The sequence below is a fragment of the Streptococcus sp. ZY171113 genome, from assembly GCF_057748235.1.
In genome coordinates this window covers 1,376,868-1,393,947 of record NZ_CM173243.1, presented here as the reverse complement: position 1 = coordinate 1,393,947, position 17,080 = coordinate 1,376,868, and the positions used below count along the sequence as shown (strand labels likewise).

Sequence of the window (17,080 nt, the reverse complement as noted above, 5' to 3'; positions counted from 1 at the left end):
ATGGGGAGAGAGCTACCTGTGGTGGCGTGAAATGAGGTGTGAGATGGCAGTCTTGTTAAGTGTCCTGGATATTTATCTTTTGTTATGGATTCATACGAAGGTTTTAGGCCAGAGGTTGACTCCGAGGAAAGCAGTGATCGCCACTGCTCTGTTCTACGTTGTGACTGTACTATTTGTTGGCGTGTTTGAGTTTACTGGATGGGACTATATTATTGGAGCCGTATTGATTTACCCTGTTTATTTTATTCTGTATACCTTGTCTATGGGTAAACTGGGAAATAGACTTTCTTTATTATTCTTTTATTCATTGTTTCCGCTTGGTTTTTGGGATGTGGTTAAAAATTTTATTGGTTATTTTATTGTTTATAATCATCCGGTATTGTATAATCTTTACCAAACTAGTCTAGGGGTCAGTTTTTTCTCTCTCTTCGCTAAAATTGTTGTACTAGTCCTTATTAGTATTTTTCAATATGACTTTAGTCACTTGAAAACAAGGCTGTTAGATAAGCGAACAAGAATTGCTCTCATCACGGCTAATATTTTCATGTTAATTTACTTTGTTTTACCACCTTACCTAAGCTATATTAATCAAGAGGTTTGGGAGAAAATGACTGGTTATAAAGAGTCATTGACAGCTATTTATTTTCTCTTGTTCATCTGTTTTGTCAATATCTTAGACAGAAACCTGCGGCAGGAATTGCAGGAGCAAGTGATACTGCAAAAAGAAATTCAATTACAAAATATTAACAATTACAGCAAACAGGTTGAAGGGCTCTATCAAGAAATCCGGAGTTTTAGGCATGATTACGCCAATATTTTGACCAGTTTGAAGTTGGGTATTGATAAAAAAGACCTCCAACTCATTTCGGACATCTATGATAGTGTACTGAAGGAATCAGGGAAAACCTTAAAAGGAGAGCGATTTGAAGTCGCTAGATTGGTCAATGTCCAAGACCTGCCTTTGAAAAGTTTGTTGCTATCAAAATTATCCGAAGCTCAAAGCTTGTCCATCCCCATTTCTTTAGAGGTTGAAGCGCCGATTGCTATCAGCCATATCGAACAAATTGACTTATTGACCATTGTCTCCATCCTTTTGGACAATGCCCTCGAAGCGGCAGCAGAGGCAGGAGACAAGGCCAATTTGGCCGTCTGCCTTTTTGAAGATAGGCGATTGAACAAACAGGTCCTGATTATTCAAAATGCTACGGCTGAACGGGAGGTGGATTTGGCTAGAATCTTTGAACGCGGCGTCTCTTCTAAAGTAGGGGAGCGTGGACTGGGCTTAGCCAACGTGACTGATATTCTAAAAGCCTACCCCAACATTTCCTTGCGTACGACCAGTCAGCACTTTACTTTTACGCAAGTGCTGGAAATCGAGCCTTAATGTCTTGGCTCTATAAGCTTTCTGTTGACCACCAGACCGAAAGCTTATAGGGGCCATTTTTTTGTGTCGGAACAGCACCATATTTTTATCTGGTTCAGGCGATTTTGTTGGATAAAAAATGCTCGATACTGGAACATCTAGCCCAATACGGTCTAATCCCGTGCTTGGTTGAAAAAATAACTGAGGCAATAAGCTGTTTTAGGGTCACTATTTTCCCGTTTAGGACGGTTAAATGACCATTTAGGAAATAGCCAATTTTTTGGGGAATAAACTGCTATACTAAACTTATCAAGCTTGTTACACTAAAAAGGAGGTCCGCTAATGGGTAAAAAAGGTTTGCGACAATAAATGGTTATGATGTTTAGGTGATTTTCTAGTTTAGCATTGTCTGTTACCAAGTGTGCAGTCATCTGATGATCATAGAAAATAGAAGACAGGAGGAAGTTATGAAGAATTTAATGGTATTTTATTTGAAAAATGAATTAAAAACGTTTAGAACATTGATAGTCAGTGCGTTTTTTGCAACGATCACATTATTGATAGCGATTTATATGCCGGAGGAACTGTTCAAGGCATCGCCAGACGGTTCGTCACAGGCGGCAGCAATCATCATTTCAATCTACGTCATGATAGGATTTATTTGCTCATCAGTCTTGTTCTCTGGCATTCTATCCCATGATATTGAAAGTAGAAATCTAAGATTCATCACGCCATATTTTTCCAGAAAGAAAATTTTTCTTGCCAAATATAGCGTGACCATGATCTATTTTGTAACAGTCTTTTTAATGTCATTCTTAGTGTTAATGCTTTTTAAGGGAAATGTTCCGGTTAGTACGCAATTAGCAGTTAATACCTTGGTTATCTATCTCTATACTGAGGCAATTATTGTGTTTGTCTCTTCTATCAGTAAATCGGAGAAAACCTCTGCCTTGTTGACAACCTTGATTAGTTTTATTTTTCCAGCTGTCGGTATTTCAGCTATGTATTTTACCGATAAGAAGTGGTTACAAATTCTTCAATGGCTGACCCCCTATCCCTACTTGGATGTCGATGTAGAGATTCTTTATCTGCTAGCTTTGAGTGCCACTTTTATTGGCTTAGGTCTTTATTTATTTGAAAAAAAGGAGATATAAGATGTTAACATTGAATTGTGTCAATAAATCATTTTTTGGAAAAACGGTTTTAACTGACATTCATTTAACCTTGAAAAATAATCAGATTACAGCTCTTATTGGTAGCAATGGTGCAGGTAAATCAACCCTTATTGGCTTGATTATGGATTACTATCGTCAGGATAGGGGAGACATTTCGGGTTCGACTGTATCTGTCATGCCGGATACTCATGAGATTTATGATGATTTAACAGGTTACGAATTTCTGAAAGCAATGAGTCGTTTTAAGAACTTGCCTGATGTGTCTCAGGCCTTGGAATTGAGTGAACGATTGGGGCTTGGGGCTGACTTGAAAAAGAAAATAAAAAGTTATTCTTTTGGGATGAGGAAGAAGATTAGTTTCATTCAAGCAGCTCTTGGTGATTTTGATACCTATATTTTTGATGAGCCGACATCGGGTGTTGATACGCCATCTGCTTTAGAAATGCTCAACATTGTTGTGGCTCTGAGAGAACAAGGAAAAGCAATTTTATTGACCTCACATAACCTAGATGAGCTAGAAGAGGTGTCTGACTATGTTTATATCCTAGATTCAGGCAAAGTTGTTAAGGAGGGGACTGTAAAACAGATTTTAACAACTAATTTTGCAGAAGAAGTTGTCATCTTGGAAACGCCAGACATTGCCAAATTAAAACAGAGTGAGAACAATTATAGTCTTGAGGTATTGGATGATAACCTGGTCAAAATACGATATACTAAGGCCGTATCCTTTAATGATTTGCTGAAAGGATTACTCGACCAGGGCATTGTCATCAATGACATTTACCGAGAGCATAAAAAACTGAAAGATGTCGTCTATGGTCAAACAAGATAGTTACCAACTCAGCACTAGAGGAGTATTATCAAGATACTGCTAATCCTGTTAAATCATCGCCTATCGATTCTCAGGGGGACTTGTGTTACAGCAGGTCTCTTTTTTGTCAGGCTGGCTTGTGGTATAATAGGGGCATTACCACCGAAAAGGAGAGTGACATGGCTAAGACTGAACCCGTTATTTTAACCAACATGTGCTTTATCCAAGACGGCCAAGGCCGTTTCGTTATGCAAATCCGCTCGCCAGAACGTTATGCCTGGTCGGGTGCAGCCTTCCCAGGTGGGGATTGTGTCATAATAATGACAGGTGCTTAAAACGCTGATAAATCAAGGATTTGAGCGTTCTACAATCTGTCATTAAGGAGGATTTCATCACAGTTTATAAAATATTTTTGCTTAGGCAAGAACAGTTTAGAGTGTTCTTGTCTTTTTTATTTTACAAGGAGGAAAATCGTGGAACTTGCAGAATCAACTCGCCTTGGTGTTGTTGGCTACCTCATGCTTACAATGGGAATAACACTACCAAAAGCGACAGAAATACTGAAAGAATTAGAAACAAGTGGACTGGTTAATGTCAAAACAGGAGGTCAACTTGAAATCAAATTATTGGAGGACAATCATGAAACGCATTAGTGCCAATCATTATCAGACATCGGAAAGATACTACAAACTTCCAAAGCTCTTATTTGAAAGTGACCGATACAAGGACATGAAGCTGGAGGTCAAGGTTGCCTACGCTGTTTTGAAAGATCGACTGGAGTTGTCTTTGAGTAGGGGTTGGATAGATGAGCAGGGCTTTATCTACTTGATTTACTCTAACTCAAAATTGATGAAACTTTTAGGCTGTTCAAAGTCAAAACTCTTGGCTATTAAGAAATCACTGAGAGACTTTGGACTTATTGAAGAAGTCCAACAGTCATCAAGTGAAAAAGGACGGCTCGCAAACAAGATTTACCTCGGTGAGTTGGAACATGAACCGACCCCCGTGTCAAATTCAGACGTGGGTGGTGTTAAAAAAACACGGGGCCAGTCTCAAAAACAGACGGGCCCCGTCTTAATTTCAGCCCCTAGTGAGACTGAAGATAGTGAGACTAATAGGAGTGAGACTGAACTTCTTTCAGAGGACGAGGAGGAGATTGGGCTTACTCGAAAGGTTGAAAAAACGAGCCCTTATGATAAGGACTATATTTGGGAACTGGTTTATGACCAGTTTAGGCGAGAAGGCTTTTCTAGGAATGCTGCTGAATTTGTGATGAGGCACTTTGATGACCGTTACCAGTATGCTCTGGCCAATATGAGGTTTGCCCGAACGGCAGAAGTCATAGCTGAGTATGTTTTTAATGGCATTTTGGCAGAGTGGAATAAGGAACGCCGACAAGAACAGGAGAGGAGGTGAGAACCATGTGGTGGAAACTTGCACTTGGCATTTTTATTGTGTCAATCATCAGTTTGGTGGTTGAGATTATCAATGCTCCAGAGATGGAGGACCATATCTAACCAAGGCTTTACGATAAGTAAGGTCTTTTTTGATACCCGAAAGGAGAAATCGATGAACTTTTTTGATTGCTTTTCAGGGATTGGTGGCTTTCGTATGGGAATGGAAAGCCAAGGCCATACCTGCATTGGCTATTGCGAAATTGATAAATTCGCTAGACGGTCTTATCAGGCCATTTTTGAGACAGAAGGAGAACTAGAATACCATGACATTACCCAAATCACCGATGACCAACTCAGAAAACTCCGAGGACAGGTGGATGTCCTCTGTGGGGGCTTTCCTTGCCAAGCCTTTTCTCTCGCAGGCAGACGATTGGGATTTGAGGACACTAGAGGCACTCTCTTTTTTGAGCTTGCTCGATGTGCCAAGGAAATTCAACCACCTTATCTATTTTTTGAGAACGTCAAGGGGTTACTCAGTCACGACCAGGGACGGACGTACGCCACAATCCTCAATACGTTGGATGAATTGGGGTATCATGTCGAGTGGCAGGTGCTTAACAGTAAAGATTTTGGCCTTCCCCAAAATCGGGAGCGGGTCTTTATTATCGGACATTCTCGAAAGCGAGGTTTCCGACCAGTATTTCCTCTCCGAGGACAAGGTAGCCCAACTCATCTTGACCGATTAGGTAATGTTAATCCGTCGGGTAGAGGGATGAGTGGAGCGGTTTATCTCTCGACAGGTCTATCTCCAACCTTAACCGTAAATAAGGGAGCGGGTGTTAAGATTGCCATTCCAGTCTTAACACCAGACAGGCTTGATAAACGACAGAATGGCAGACGATTCAAGGCTAATCAAGACCCCATGTTTACTTTGACGGCTCAAGATAGGCATGGTGTACTGCTTGCTGGGACCTTGCCCTCGGCTTTTGACCAAGCTGGACGAGTGTATGATCCAGTAGGCCTGTCACCAACACTTACAACAATGCAGGGTGGGGATAAGATTCCAAAGCTCTTGCTTCGTCAAGAGGCTCCGCATTTGAAAATTCGTGAGGCGACTAAGCAAGGCTATGCCAAGGCGACAGTTGGCGATTCGGTCAACCTGTCCTATCCCAAGTCAAATTCTAAACGTGGACGGGTAGGCAAACAGATGGCCAACACCCTAACGACCAGCTCCCAACAAGGTGTCGTTGTCGCAGCTCTGGAATATCGCAAGGACAAGTGGTATGAGGTAACTGGTTTTCTTGTTGAAGACCAGCTCTATCGTCTGAGAATTCGCAAGCTAACCCCAAGAGAATGTTTCCGTCTCCAGGGATTTCCTGATTGGGCTTTCGACCGAGCAGAAGCTGTGTCTAGTAACAGTCAGCTCTACAAGCAGGCAGGTAACAGTGTGTCTGTACCTGTTATCGCTGCTATCGCACGAGAATTAAAGAAATTGGAGGAGAACCATGAAACTACTACATAAAGAATCCATAAGAACCTGTTCAGACTTGGATGAGGTCATTCATCAGGCAGAAATGGAGAGGATAACAAATCGCCTCTTTTCCTTGCCTAATTATGACTGTGAGATAACCGTGACCTTTGAAGATGACTACCATAAGGAGATGAATGTCCCCCTCTTTTACGAATCCAATCTCCATCGGGTCTTTGAGTTTTTGGAGGAGAGGGACATTAAAAATGGTGTGGATAGTTTCCTGACTGACGATGGGGATTTAGCCTTTAGAGCCTATGGGCAGAATTACACCCATCAAGAAAAAGACGGTATTCTGACAAGTTTAGTGACGGTCAAGTGCTTTAGTGAGGGCAGGGTTCCTGTCAATATGACCAGAATCCTTGGTGGGTTTGTGATGGAAGACCTAACCAAGGGGAAGGAGGGTATCACATGCGACTCTATCTAAGCAAGCACCAGGAACGCAATCAGCTCCTGATAGAGAGCTTGGAAGCCTATGGCATTGTTTGCGATACAGTGGGCTTTGACCAGCTCAAGAAAGAAGATGTTTTTGAATGGATGCGGTTGTCCCCAGACTGTTTTGACTTTTTGACCTCTACTTGTCTGATTTATAAACGCAGAGATAACCTCCCTTTTTCTCGATTTGTTGACATTATCTGGGACAATCGGGGGAGAAGCCTCCGTTTACCTTTGATTGTTGATAAGGAACAGGTTTATCCCGATGTGACCCTAGAGGATTTGCCTGCTTTTCTTCCTCGTGAGATGAAAGCAGAAAAGCGTCGGGCTCTTAAAGCCTTATTGAGTGTTTAGGAGGAGCTATGGCGGAATTATTTTGGGAAAATCTTGCCCTCTTGTTAGCGGAAAAGGAGATGAGCTGGGCTGATTTGACACGGAAGATGTTTGCGGGGAGTTACCGGTACCCCAGCGAGTTCAATCGGCTTTATCAGAAAATTAGACATTACAAGTCCACCTGCCAAATGCCCCAGACCAAGTGGGTGGAGAAAATCGTATTGGTATTGGAGGTGGATTATGAAGACCTATTTAGACGCTAGAATCTGGAAAATTTTTGGTCTCTACCTCTACCAGTACCTGAATAGCTTATTGGTCAGTTGTTACTTGTTGGCCTACCTTTTCTTGTGGGAAGTTGTCATTCTCCAGCTGCTTTACTTAGTCAGTCTTGTTTGGCTATTGAACAAGTATCCTCGGCCTCTTTCCGCTCAATCAAGATTTGTTTGGTTACTTACTTGTCTAGGCTTCATGTTTCTGGTGTCTGTTCTTATTGGTGTCGTATCTCCCGTTACTTCCACCAATCAAACCAGTCTCGTCTCTGTCCAAAGTCAACTGCCTTTGGGTGTCTTTGCCTTGTTTTTAATCAATGCCAGTCTAGTCGAAGAACTGGTTTACCGTGGTTACCTCTGGTCAGTCTTTCCAAAGCCTTATCACGCCTTACTGGTAACTAGTATCGTCTTTGCCTTGGCTCATCAGCCTAATAGTTTAGGGAGTTGGGTGGTCTATGGGAGTTTAGGACTTTGCCTTGGTTTCATGCGGTTAAAAACTGACCTATTAGGGGCGACAGGTCTCCATCTTTCTTGGAATGGCTTAGTGCTACTAGCTACTTTTCTGTGATAAAAAAGGCGAGGCAACTAGTTTAAGATAGGCCTATCCCTACAAAGAAAGGAGAAGCTATGTCTAGTGAACAACAGGAACGCCAAGCCTTTCAGTATTTAGAGCGAAGTAGTCTCTTAACGCTGAGAACCCTGCTTAAGATTCTGGACTGGTCTGTCAAACGTGGCCTTCATCAAGAAACAGCCTATAAAATTGGCCTTCAAACTCTGGCAGATTTGGTCAAGACCCCGTTTGCCATTGATGGCATTGACTTAAAAACAGAACTCTTAGATAAGCCCGTGGATGTCGAGAAGTTAAAAGAGCTGTTGGCTAAGAACAATTTGCCTTTGGCTATCGCTTTTCAAGACGATTATCTCTATTTTTACACCAAGGACAGATCCTTGCTGGATACCCACCTAGACACCCTCCTAAAAGAACTGGTCAATGACGCAGACAAGCTCAAAGGCTTGGTGACGGACAAGACACTAGATGAGGAAATTGCTTTAGCCAAGGAAAGCATTGTTCTGAGTGATCGCTCTAGCGTCAAAACGAAAGAGATGGTGCTGTGATGTCTAAAGCAAAACCACTTGTCTTCATCATGATGGGATTGGCTTTAGGCTATGTTTGCCATCGCCTGAGCCTCCTCTATGATGAATTGAATCATCTGCCAGTTCTTGAACGATGGACCTACCTCTTGATGAATGGCCAGGATGAGATAGCTTCTAACCCTTGGAATTTTCACTTTACCCTTCGCTCTAGCCTTTGGTTTCTGTTTGGTCTTGGTGCGATGGGCTTGACCTATCTCTACACGACTTCAGGAGCCAAGGTCTATCGAGAGGGGCAGGAATATGGGTCAGCTCGCTTTGGGACAAAACAAGAGAGCCAAGCCTTTGCCAGTAAAAATCCCTTTTTGGATACCATACTAGCTAAGACCGTTCGCCTTACCCTTCTGGAGAAGAAGCGACCTAAGTTTGACCGCAATAAAAACTTGGTTGTCATCGGTGGTTCAGGGGCAGGCAAGACCTTTCGCTTTGTCAAACCCAATCTGATTCAAGCCAACTGTACAAATATTGTGGTTGACCCCAAGGACCACCTGCCTCAAAAGACAGGAAAATTCTTCCTGAAAGAGGGTTATCAGATAAAGATTTTAGACTTAGTGTCCATGATGACAAGCAATGGCTTCAATCCTTTTCGTTATGTGGAAACTGAGAATGATTTGAACCGTATGCTGACGGTGTATTTCAATAACACCAAGGGCAATGGGTCACGCAGCGATCCCTTCTGGGATGAGGCGTCGATGACTTTGGTTCGTGCCATCGCTTCTTACCTGGTTGATTTTTACAACCCACCAAAGACCAGAGCACAGCTGATGGAAGAAGATCGTTTGTCAAAAAAAGAGAGAAAAGCTCTACATGCAAAAGAGAAACAAGACTTGGAGAACCGTCGTAAGAGGGGACGATACCCGTCTTTTGCGGAAATTTCCAAGTTGATTAAACTCCTTCATAAGGCAGACGGGGCTGAAAAGAGTGTACTAGAGGTCATGTTTGAACGCTACGCCAAGACCTATGGGGCTGAAAACTTTACTATGCGAAACTGGGCGGATTTTCAAAACTACAAGGATAAGACCTTGGATTCAGTCATTGCTGTGACGACGGCTAAGTTTGCACTCTTTAATATCCAGTCGGTCATTGACTTAACTAAGCTAGACACTATGGACATTAAGAGTTGGGGACGGCAGAAGACTATGGTTTACTTGGTTATTCCAGACAATGATTCTACCTTTCGCTTCTTGTCTGCCCTCTTTTTCTCAACTGTCTTTTCGACCTTGACCAGACAGGCTGATGTGGAATTTAAGGGCAAGCTCCCTATTCATGTGAGGGCCTACTTAGACGAGTTTGCGAATGTCGGGGAGATTCCAGACTTTGCGGAATTGACCTCAACCGTTCGCTCCCGAAACATCAGCCTTGTTCCTATCTTACAAAACATTGCCCAACTCCAAGGTCTCTATAAGGAAAAAGATGCCTGGAAGACTATTTTAGGCAACTGTGACAGCCTGCTCTATCTAGGGGGAAATGATGAGGAGACCTTCAAGTTTATGTCGGCTCTCTTAGGGAAACAAACCATTGATGTCAGAAACACCAGTCGGTCCTTTGGCCAAACAGGGTCTGGGTCTCTCAGCCATCAGAAGATTGCCCGTGATCTCATGACACCAGACGAAGTTGGCAACATGAATCGAGGGGATTGCTTGGTCAGAATTGCCAATACCCCTGCCTTCTATGCCAAGAAGTATGACCCCTTCAAGCACCCCAACTGGCAGTATTTGGCAGATGAGGAAGGGGACGACTGGTGGTGGGAGCCAGACCTTGCCTTGACAGGAGAACCACCGCTTGATTTAAGGGGACACCGAGTGCGAAACCTGAGTCAAGACCCTCGCTTTACCGCAACACTAAAATAGAAATGAGGAAAATAGATGATACAAAAACTACCAAACCTAACCTATGGGGTTGATGCCAGCTCCATGTTTGCCCAGGCCATGTCCCTCCTTCAAAAGGGCTTGGTGGCGACAGGAGCCTTTCTTGTCGTGATTGGGGTCATTAACCTAGCGACCAACATCAAAGATGGCGGACCAGGTGTCCGAAATGCCATCTTAGAGATTGTTGGTGGGGTGATGGTCGGAGCTGCAGGGGCCTTTGTGACCCAAATTACCATTTAAGAAGGAGACGAGCGATGTGATGAATAACTTATTCCCTCAGCTAGTTTTTCTGGTCTCAGAAAAAGTCTCCTCAGATAACCTCTTTGAGGGCTTCTCGCTGGATTTAGAATCGACAGCTGATTTGGTCAAATCCCTATCAGACTATAACCCAACCGTCTGGGCTTACATGACAGCCGTCACCGAGCAGGTCATGCGTCCGATTGGCGTGGCTATCTTAGCCCTTATCTTAATCTTGGAGTTTTCAAAATTAGCCAAGAAGATTGCAGGGTCTGGTGGAGCCATGACCATTGAGGCTATTGCACCAATGATTGTCAGTTTTATTATGGTTGGTGTGGTGATGGCCAATACCACGGTGATTGTGGAAGCTATTTTGGGCTTAGCTGGCCATGCCCTCACTCGAATTGCAGGGCTGGTAGCTGAAGGTGGTCAAACCTACGATACCTTATCAGGTCTAAAAGGGTCAGGCACCGTCGGGAAAATGATTATTGCCTTTTTTGCCCTCTTGATTTGGCTGGTCAGAATGGCAAGTGCCGCTGTGGTCAATCTCATGGTGACTATTCGTTTTATTCAGCTCTACCTCATGCTTCCCTTTGCCCCAATCACTCTCCCAACTTTTTTGAGTGATGAGTGGCGTGGAGTAGGGATTGGCTACCTAAAGAACATCATGGTTTACGGCATCCAGGGCATTCTCATTTTCTTGATTGTGTCTCTGTTACCACTCTTTGAATCGGCAGGTAAGATTGCGGTCTCAAACGGGGCAGGAGCAGGTGAGGCTCTAGCTATCATGTTTGGTAGCTTTGTCCAAGCCATTTTATTGATTATTGCCCTAGTAAGTTCCCAACGAACAGCCAGAAGCATTTTAGGGATGTAGGGCAAATGTGCACTAGCTTAATAGAATAACGGAGTAGAGGTTCTGCTCCGTTTTTGTAACGAATATCTTTGTTATGGAGGATTATTGAATGAATACCCGTGTCTTCAAGGACATTTCAAAATACCAACACCGAGCCTGGCTGGGCTTTACGACCAGGCAGGTTATCTTTGTTTTGCCAGCCCTAGTCATAACAGTTTTAGTCTTGGGCTTAAACCTCTTTTTTTGGCAGTTTGGGGACTGGTTTGTCTATGGTTTTACAGGGAGTTTTACCCTTCCCTTGCTTCTATTTGGGTTCTATCGCCCCAATCACCTAGCCTTTGAACATTACCTGCATTACCGCCTACGGTTTGCCCTTACTGTCCCTGTACGTACCCTAACTGGAAAGGAAAATACTCATGCGAAAACGACAAAACCCATTAACGAATTCCAAGCGATCTGCGACTGATAAGAAGCGCCAAAAGGAGTTGCGTCAAGAACTACAACCAACAACCATCAATACCATTGCTTACCAAGGCTTATTTGAGAATGGCCTCATGCAAGTCACCCCTGACTATTATTCCCAAAGCTATCTTTTGGGTGATGTCAATTACCAGACAGTTGGTCTGGAAGAGCGAGCCCTCATTGTGGACAAGTATTCGGACATGATTAACGCCTTAGATGACCGCACGCATTTTCAGCTAACCCTCTTCAATCAAAGGGTCAACCTAGATAAGTTCCGTTCAAGCGTTCTTTACCCTCTGCATGGTGATGGCTATAATCATTTTCGTGAGGAATTGAATCAAATGATGAACAAGAATTTGGATAATGGCGAAAATAATTTCAATGTTCTTAAAGCCATCACCTTTGGCCGGACGGACACCTCAACCAAACAAGCTCATCGCTTCTTATCTCAAGTTGGTGAGTATGTTAAAAATGGTTTAGCTGAGATTGATTGCACCTTCAATCTCCTAGAGGGTGAGGCTAGGGTTAATATCCTTGCGGATATGCTTCGAGGAGACAATCATCTGCCATTTAGCTATAAGGACTTAGCTCTGTCGGGTCTAACGACGAAACACTTTATTGCCCCACAAAGTATGTCCTTTAAGCACAAGGATTACCTAGCTATTGATGACCGTTACTTGCAGGTGGTCTATGTCAGGGATTATGGGACAGAGTTAGGGGACGGTTTTATCCGTGACCTCATGCAGACAGATAGGGAACTCATCATCAGTTTTCATGCTCAGGGGTCACAAAAGTCTGAGGCTATGGCCAAGGTCAGAACCAAGAAGACCCTGATGGAATCCCAGAAAATCGGTGAGCAACAAAAGATGGCTCGCTCAGGCATCTACTTGGAAAAGGCCAGTCATGTCCTAGAAACGACCATTGATGAAGCGGCTGACCTTCTAACTACCATGACCAAGACAGGGGATAAACTCTTTGAGACCGTCTTTCTGATTGGACTTTTAGAAGATAGCCCAGAAGCTCTCACAGAAGCCTTTAACGATATGAAGCAAGTGGCAGGTTCTCATGACCTGATTATTGAGCCCTTGCCCTACATGCAGGAAGCCGCCTTTAATAGTCTTCTCCCTCTTGGGAAGAACTTCTTAAAAGGCATTTCTCGAAGTCTTTTGACCTCCAATATCGCCGTACAATCTCCTTGGACCTCGGTGGATTTGCAGGACAAGGGAGGGAAATATTACGGCATTAACCAGATTTCAAATAACATCATCACCATTGACCGCAAGGCTCTCAACACCCCATCTGGTCTTATCTTAGGGACATCGGGGTCAGGTAAGGGGATGGGAACCAAGCATGAAATCACAACTACCAGGCTCAAAGAGGTGGATGATAAAACAGAGATTATCGTGGTCGACCCAGAAAATGAGTATGGATTGATTGGTCAAGCCTTTGATGGGGAAAGTATCATCATTGCCCCAGATAGCCAGACCTACCTCAATGTTCTTGATTTATCCAGTCATGGCTTTGATGAGGACCCTGTCAAGCTTAAATCAGAGTTCTTATTGTCCTGGATTGGCAAGCTCTTAGACCGCCAAATGGACGGCCGAGAGAAGTCAATCATTGACCGAGTGACGCGGCTGACCTACCAACATTTCCTAGAGCCAACCTTGGAAGAATGGGTCTTTGTATTGTCCAAGCAACCTGAACCAGAAGCAGGTAATCTAGCTCTTGATATGGAACTCTATGTCAAAGGGTCGCTGGATATGTTTGCCCACCGAACCAACGTGACGACAGATAAATCCTTTGTGATTTACAATGTCAAAAAACTAGGAGAAGCCCTCAAACCCATTGCTCTCATGGTGGTTTTTGAACAGATTTGGAATCGGGTGGTCAGAAACCAACAACTGGGTAAGACTACTTGGATTTACTTCGATGAGATGCAGCTGTTGTTGTTGGATGAATATGCCAGCAATTTCTTCTTCAAACTCTGGAGCCGGGTGCGGAAGTACGGGGCGATTCCAACGGGTATAACACAAAATGTGGAAACTCTATTGATGGATGCCAACGGGAGACGGATTTTGGCCAATAGTGAGTTTATGATTCTGCTCAAACAGGCTAAAAATGACCGAGAAGAGTTGGTCCATCTGCTTGGTTTGTCTAAGGAGTTGGAGAAATACCTAGTTAATCCCGAACGTGGGGCAGGTCTCATTAAGGCCGGTCATACGGTTGTACCCTTCAAGAACCGTATCCCAACCGATACCCAACTCTTTGACCTGATGAGCACAGACCCTGATAAGATGGTCCAAGCCACAAGGGAAGGAGAATAAGATGGCTGTCACGAAGAAAGAATTGAAGCGAGCGAGATTGACCAAGAAAACCAATCTAAGACAGGGAAGACGCACCTATCGCCTCAAACGACAGGAAGCACGGCAAAACTTGATTTCTCAGTCAGGTAGACGAGGCTTTCTCTTTCATCGTCTGGTGTCGTCTAAATCTCCAGCACAAGTGGCTTATCAGGAAACGGTCTCTAGTGCTAAGAAAGAATTTGACGACCTCAAAGAAGAGGGAGACAAGCGGTTTGACAGCCTTTTATCCTCCGCCAATCCTTATGACCTATCCCATCAAGAATTAAAGCACCATCGCTTACCCCAAGCAAAGACCAGGCACAAGCAGGCCAGGCAACACTTGAAAACAGTCAAGGAAAAAGAGAAGGCAAAGAGTAAGCTGTCTGACCAAGTGAATCAGGCAAAGCATTCCCGTTTTTTCTATCAAGCAAAATCCCTTGACCGCCTGCAGGCGGAACAAGAGGTCTCACAAAGCAAACAAGACTTGAAACGAGTTAAAGCTGTGACTAGGCATAAGTCTCCAAAGACCAAGCTCAAGCGAGCCGGAAGATACCTTGGTCGTGAAGTTCTTTACCTAGCCAGTCAAGATGACGACTTGTCTGGTGCTAGGGAAGTAGTGGACACCAGCTACCAGGTGGCACGTTACTCCAGAGCAGGGATTGACACCGGTAAGTCAGCTGTCAAGCTCTCACAAGCCAGTACACGGTTTATGGTCAAACGGGTGAGACACACCAAGGAACGTTACCAAAACTGGCAAGCAGGTAAGGGATTTCGTCTGAACAGAAGGGAAGACCAACTCACCCAACGCCTCAAACGGCAAGTCGCCAGACGAGCACACCAGACCAGACAGGTTGGGAAGATTATTCAAAGCCTCATCTCTAGTTTCAAACAGGCTTTTATGGCCTTGATGGGCAATCCTGTTACTTGGATTGTTTCAGGTTTCTTGTTGTTTTTATTGCTTATGATGTCTTTTTTCTTAGGTTTTGCCAGTCAGACCCTTATCCAACAAGATGAGTTTGAGTTAACCAAGGCTTACACTCACATGACTTGGGAGGATGCGGAACAGACCCGAACAAGCGAAAAGGGTATCACTTACTACACCAAGGTAGATGACGTTATGGCCTACATGAATAGCCAGTTTCAGGATTATGCCTTAGAAGATAGGATAAGTGTCTTGCCACCCTCTAGCACTTATAAAGATTACCTATCCACGCTTTGGCAGGACTTAAATGGTGGAGATAGCCTTAAAACTATGGCGGAGCTTTATGATAAGCCGCCTTATCAATTGTCCAAAGAGGAACAAGATGACCTCAAAGAACTGTCGGAGGAAGGTGTCTATGCCAGCTTGCAGGAACTGGACAATCCCTTTGAGGGGAAGACAGACGATGATGTCTTGCCCATGACCTATCGCTATGGTTACTATCATTTGGACGGCAAGCCCACTCTACAAGAGTTTATTATCCTAGAAGCTCAGGAAAATCAAGCGGTTCTCGCCCCTCTTGATGGGACGATTCATCTGGAGGGTGATGATGTCGTTATTACCGCTGGTAAAAAGGTCAGTTCAGTCTCTTTGCGTTTGTATGGCATTCACACAGGTCGCTTGGTTGAGGGGCAAAAAGTAATAGCAGGAGATGTGCTTGGTCAGACTAAGGATAGTACAGGACTTAAAGTCTCCTACGAGAAGTATGATCCTGACCAAAAGAAGTTGGTGATGGTCAATCCTGCTTTTTACTTTCCCAAGGTGGTTCAAGTCCAGACCACTATCTTACCCAATATCGGTCAATTTGGTGGGGATGAATTTGAACGAGCCAAAGCCATTTATATCTTTCTAAAAGCCAAGGGGGTGACCAATCAGGCTATCGCAGCCATCTTAGGCAACTGGTCGGTTGAATCAGCTATCAATCCAAAACGGGCAGAAGGGGATTATCTTAGCCCGCCTGTTGGGGCAAGCGATAGCTCATGGGACGACCCTAACTGGCTGGCGATGGGAGGCCCTGCCATTTATAACGGTGGCTACCCCAATATTCTTCGTCGAGGCCTTGGTTTAGGGCAATGGACGGACACCGCAGACGGGTCAAGTCGCCACACCTTACTTTTGGAGTACGCCAAGAGAAAGGGCAAGCCCTGGTATGATTTAGAGCTTCAGTTGGACTTTATGCTTGAGGGAGACAATCCCTATTACACCAATTGGCTTAACGGTTTCTTCCAGAATACGGGCAGTCCAGCCAGTCTAGCTCAGGTCTTTCTGACCTATTGGGAGGGCAATAGTGGTGATAAGCTCTTGGAACGCCAAACCAGAGCTACTGAGTGGTACTATCAGATTGAAAAAGGCTTTAGTCAACCAAATGGAGGCACCGCTCAGAGTGATCCAGCTGCCCTAGAAGCCGTTAGAGGAGACCTCTTTGACAATTCTATCCCTGGAGGTGGTGACGGTATGGGTTATGCCTACGGCAATGTACTTGGGGAGTTGCGGCACGTATCAACCAATTGGGTCTCAAGCTCAAAGGGCGAAACGGAGAGAAAATTTCTATTACTAGCGTTATGGGTAACGGTCAAGATTGGGTAGCGTCGGCTGCAGCATTAGGTGGTGAGACAGGTTCAACGCCTCAATCAGGTGCTATTATCTCCTTTGCGGGAGGCAGTCACGGCACACCTATTCCTTACGGGCATGTGGCATTTGTCGAGAAAGTCTACCCAGATGGGTCGTTTCTCATCTCAGAGACCAATGTCAATGGCAATCCAAACTACACCTTCCGAAAAATCAGCGGACCAGACGCAGCTATGAGTTTTGCCTATACGGTGAAATAAATTGATTTTTCTTTAGAATATGCTAACGTTTAATAAAAGTGTTAGCA

The 17,080-nt window shown here is 44.1% G+C and carries 16 protein-coding genes and 2 pseudogenes; all 18 read left to right on the top strand.

Going from position 1 to position 17,080, the window contains the following annotated elements; translation table 11 throughout:
* The first annotated feature begins 43 nt into the window (after positions 1 to 43).
* The 18 genes and pseudogenes from AC3ARB_RS06535 to AC3ARB_RS06450 all read left to right on the top strand — a co-directional run bounded on the left by AC3ARB_RS06535 (position 44) and on the right by AC3ARB_RS06450 (position 17,033).
* Positions 44 to 1,384 (top strand): GHKL domain-containing protein, encoded by a 1,341-nt coding sequence (locus AC3ARB_RS06535; RefSeq protein ID WP_488319772.1) that lies wholly within the window; start codon positions 44 to 46, stop codon positions 1,382 to 1,384.
* Positions 1,385 to 1,830: 446 nt separating this feature from the next.
* Positions 1,831 to 2,517 (top strand): hypothetical protein, encoded by a 687-nt coding sequence (locus tag AC3ARB_RS06530; RefSeq protein ID WP_488319771.1) that lies wholly within the window; start codon positions 1,831 to 1,833, stop codon positions 2,515 to 2,517.
* A gap of 1 nt (position 2,518) precedes the next feature.
* A complete protein-coding gene (locus AC3ARB_RS06525; RefSeq protein ID WP_488319770.1) occupies positions 2,519 to 3,370 on the top strand; it encodes an ABC transporter ATP-binding protein in 852 nt (283 codons plus the stop codon).
* Between the two features lie 158 nt (positions 3,371 to 3,528).
* Positions 3,529 to 3,654, top strand: a pseudogene (locus AC3ARB_RS06520) (8-oxo-dGTP diphosphatase); the annotation flags it as partial.
* Between the two features lie 168 nt (positions 3,655 to 3,822).
* Positions 3,823 to 4,002: a hypothetical protein gene (locus AC3ARB_RS06515; RefSeq protein ID WP_488319769.1), complete on the top strand. Its 180-nt coding sequence runs from the start codon at positions 3,823 to 3,825 to the stop codon at positions 4,000 to 4,002.
* Positions 3,989 to 4,765 carry a replication initiator protein A gene (locus tag AC3ARB_RS06510; protein WP_488319768.1) on the top strand — a complete coding sequence of 259 codons (777 nt, stop codon included), beginning with the start codon at positions 3,989 to 3,991 and terminating at the stop codon, positions 4,763 to 4,765. Before AC3ARB_RS06515 ends, AC3ARB_RS06510 begins: the two co-directional genes overlap by 14 nt.
* Before the next feature lie 153 nt (positions 4,766 to 4,918).
* On the top strand, positions 4,919 to 6,268 hold the full coding sequence (gene dcm / locus AC3ARB_RS06505; protein WP_488319767.1) for a DNA (cytosine-5-)-methyltransferase: 1,350 nt from the start codon (positions 4,919 to 4,921) through the stop codon (positions 6,266 to 6,268).
* The gene (locus tag AC3ARB_RS06500) at positions 6,252 to 6,701 is read left to right on the top strand and encodes a hypothetical protein (protein ID WP_488319766.1); all 450 of its coding nucleotides are present in this window, start codon (positions 6,252 to 6,254) and stop codon (positions 6,699 to 6,701) included. Before dcm ends, AC3ARB_RS06500 begins: the two co-directional genes overlap by 17 nt.
* A complete protein-coding gene (locus AC3ARB_RS06495) occupies positions 6,686 to 7,063 on the top strand; it encodes a hypothetical protein (protein ID WP_488319765.1) in 378 nt (125 codons plus the stop codon). The genes AC3ARB_RS06500 and AC3ARB_RS06495 overlap by 16 nt, the downstream gene beginning before the upstream one ends.
* Positions 7,064 to 7,071: 8 nt before the next feature.
* Positions 7,072 to 7,305, top strand: a complete 234-nt coding sequence (locus AC3ARB_RS06490; protein WP_488319764.1) for a transcriptional regulator — start codon at positions 7,072 to 7,074, stop codon at positions 7,303 to 7,305.
* Entirely contained in the window at positions 7,283 to 7,879 is a 597-nt protein-coding gene (locus AC3ARB_RS06485; RefSeq protein WP_488319763.1) for a CPBP family intramembrane glutamic endopeptidase, read from the top strand. Before AC3ARB_RS06490 ends, AC3ARB_RS06485 begins: the two co-directional genes overlap by 23 nt.
* A 59-nt stretch (positions 7,880 to 7,938) precedes the next feature.
* On the top strand, positions 7,939 to 8,427 hold the full coding sequence (locus AC3ARB_RS06480; RefSeq protein WP_488319762.1) for a hypothetical protein: 489 nt from the start codon (positions 7,939 to 7,941) through the stop codon (positions 8,425 to 8,427).
* Complete coding sequence (locus tag AC3ARB_RS06475) at positions 8,427 to 10,313, top strand: VirD4-like conjugal transfer protein, CD1115 family (protein WP_488319761.1); 1,887 nt, start codon at positions 8,427 to 8,429, stop codon at positions 10,311 to 10,313. Before AC3ARB_RS06480 ends, AC3ARB_RS06475 begins: the two co-directional genes overlap by 1 nt.
* Positions 10,314 to 10,328: 15 nt before the next feature.
* Complete coding sequence (locus tag AC3ARB_RS06470) at positions 10,329 to 10,571, top strand: hypothetical protein (protein ID WP_029175065.1); 243 nt, start codon at positions 10,329 to 10,331, stop codon at positions 10,569 to 10,571.
* A gap of 19 nt (positions 10,572 to 10,590) precedes the next feature.
* Complete coding sequence (locus AC3ARB_RS06465; protein ID WP_488321541.1) at positions 10,591 to 11,442, top strand: VirB6/TrbL-like conjugal transfer protein, CD1112 family; 852 nt, start codon at positions 10,591 to 10,593, stop codon at positions 11,440 to 11,442.
* 88 nt (positions 11,443 to 11,530) lie between these two features.
* Positions 11,531 to 11,887, top strand: a complete 357-nt coding sequence (locus tag AC3ARB_RS06460) for a PrgI family protein (protein WP_488319760.1) — start codon at positions 11,531 to 11,533, stop codon at positions 11,885 to 11,887.
* Positions 11,838 to 14,207: a VirB4-like conjugal transfer ATPase, CD1110 family gene (locus AC3ARB_RS06455; RefSeq protein WP_488319759.1), complete on the top strand. Its 2,370-nt coding sequence runs from the start codon at positions 11,838 to 11,840 to the stop codon at positions 14,205 to 14,207. Before AC3ARB_RS06460 ends, AC3ARB_RS06455 begins: the two co-directional genes overlap by 50 nt.
* Before the next feature lies 1 nt (position 14,208).
* Positions 14,209 to 17,033, top strand: a pseudogene (locus tag AC3ARB_RS06450) (phage tail tip lysozyme).
* The last annotated feature ends 47 nt before the right edge of the window (positions 17,034 to 17,080 follow it).

Bases quoted from the DNA above. Each gene is read 5' to 3' on its own strand.
- AC3ARB_RS06535 (WP_488319772.1), top strand. From the start codon at position 44: ATGGCAGTCTTGTTAAGTGTCCTGGATATTTATCTTTTGTTATGGATT.
- AC3ARB_RS06530 (WP_488319771.1), top strand. From the start codon at position 1,831: ATGAAGAATTTAATGGTATTTTATTTGAAAAATGAATTAAAAACGTTT.
- AC3ARB_RS06525 (WP_488319770.1), top strand. From the start codon at position 2,519: ATGTTAACATTGAATTGTGTCAATAAATCATTTTTTGGAAAAACGGTT.
- AC3ARB_RS06510 (WP_488319768.1), top strand. From the start codon at position 3,989: ATGAAACGCATTAGTGCCAATCATTATCAGACATCGGAAAGATACTAC.
- dcm (WP_488319767.1), top strand. From the start codon at position 4,919: ATGAACTTTTTTGATTGCTTTTCAGGGATTGGTGGCTTTCGTATGGGA.
- AC3ARB_RS06500 (WP_488319766.1), top strand. From the start codon at position 6,252: ATGAAACTACTACATAAAGAATCCATAAGAACCTGTTCAGACTTGGAT.
- AC3ARB_RS06495 (WP_488319765.1), top strand. From the start codon at position 6,686: ATGCGACTCTATCTAAGCAAGCACCAGGAACGCAATCAGCTCCTGATA.
- AC3ARB_RS06490 (WP_488319764.1), top strand. From the start codon at position 7,072: ATGGCGGAATTATTTTGGGAAAATCTTGCCCTCTTGTTAGCGGAAAAG.
- AC3ARB_RS06485 (WP_488319763.1), top strand. From the start codon at position 7,283: ATGAAGACCTATTTAGACGCTAGAATCTGGAAAATTTTTGGTCTCTAC.
- AC3ARB_RS06480 (WP_488319762.1), top strand. From the start codon at position 7,939: ATGTCTAGTGAACAACAGGAACGCCAAGCCTTTCAGTATTTAGAGCGA.
- AC3ARB_RS06475 (WP_488319761.1), top strand. From the start codon at position 8,427: ATGTCTAAAGCAAAACCACTTGTCTTCATCATGATGGGATTGGCTTTA.
- AC3ARB_RS06470 (WP_029175065.1), top strand. From the start codon at position 10,329: ATGATACAAAAACTACCAAACCTAACCTATGGGGTTGATGCCAGCTCC.
- AC3ARB_RS06465 (WP_488321541.1), top strand. From the start codon at position 10,591: ATGAATAACTTATTCCCTCAGCTAGTTTTTCTGGTCTCAGAAAAAGTC.
- AC3ARB_RS06460 (WP_488319760.1), top strand. From the start codon at position 11,531: ATGAATACCCGTGTCTTCAAGGACATTTCAAAATACCAACACCGAGCC.
- AC3ARB_RS06455 (WP_488319759.1), top strand. From the start codon at position 11,838: ATGCGAAAACGACAAAACCCATTAACGAATTCCAAGCGATCTGCGACT.